The organism is Streptomyces sporangiiformans (assembly GCF_005768555.2).
GTDB classification, from domain to species: domain Bacteria; phylum Actinomycetota; class Actinomycetes; order Streptomycetales; family Streptomycetaceae; genus Streptomyces; species Streptomyces sporangiiformans.
Window position 1 is genome coordinate 1 of sequence record NZ_VCHX02000056.1, and the last position, 894, is coordinate 894.

Genomic DNA, 894 nt, shown 5'->3' on the forward strand with positions numbered 1-894 from the left:
CGGAAGCCGCCGCGGTCATCGCCCCGACGGTCGTCGCGACGGAAACCACCACGCTCGTCACCACGCCGGTCATCACGGCGATCATCGCGCCGGTCGTCACGGCGATCGTCCCGGCGGAAGGCCGGCCGGTCGTCCTCACCACGCCGAACCCCGCCACGATCGCGATCGTCGCGACCCGGCCCACCGGGTCGGTCGTCGCGACGGAACGGCGGACGGCCTCCGCGATCCCGGTCGTCGCGACCACGGAAGCCACCGCCGCCACGATTGTCGTCACGACGGAACCCACCGCGATCACCACGGTCATCACCACGGCGATCGTCACGACGGTCGTCACGACGGCCGTGGCCGCCGCGGTCGTTGTCGCGGCGCGGCCCCCCGCGGTAGCCGCCGCGGTCACCACTGTCCCGGCGGCGCTGATCGCGCTCCGGTCGCTCGTCGGGAGAGTTGGGGGACATGGTGACTCCTGTCTTAGGTACCGCAAGTCATTCTCGCGCAGTCGGGTACCCTGCGCGGTTCGGGAAAACAAAAAAGGACCTCTGGTCCCAGCGAGTCGCTGGGACCAGAGGTCCTCCAAAGATTGTTCGGCGGCGTCCTACTCTCCCACAGGGTCCCCCCTGCAGTACCATCGGCGCTGAAAGGCTTAGCTTCCGGGTTCGGAATGTAACCGGGCGTTTCCCTCACGCTATGACCACCGAAACCCTTTCAGACACCTCGCGATAAACGAGGTCTTGAACAGGGCAGCGAACAAGCACACTCTTCAATTGATAAGTGGAACTGTTCAGCCAGCACAACCGTTCGTTGTCTGGGAACTACACAGTGGACGCGAGCAACTGAGGACAAGCCCTCGGCCTATTAGTACCAGTCACCTCCAGCGGTTACCCGCCTTCCAGATCT

The 894-nt window shown here is 65.1% G+C and carries 1 protein-coding gene and 1 rRNA gene; both read right to left on the bottom strand.

All coding sequences use genetic code 11. The features are described from left to right. On the bottom strand, positions 1-397 hold a 397-nt coding region (locus tag FGD71_RS04925; RefSeq protein WP_181359123.1), incomplete at its 3' end, for a hypothetical protein. 182 nt (positions 398-579) lie between these two features. Continuing rightward, positions 580-696 (bottom strand): 5S ribosomal RNA (rrf, locus tag FGD71_RS04930). Between the last annotated feature and the right edge of the window lie 198 nt (positions 697-894).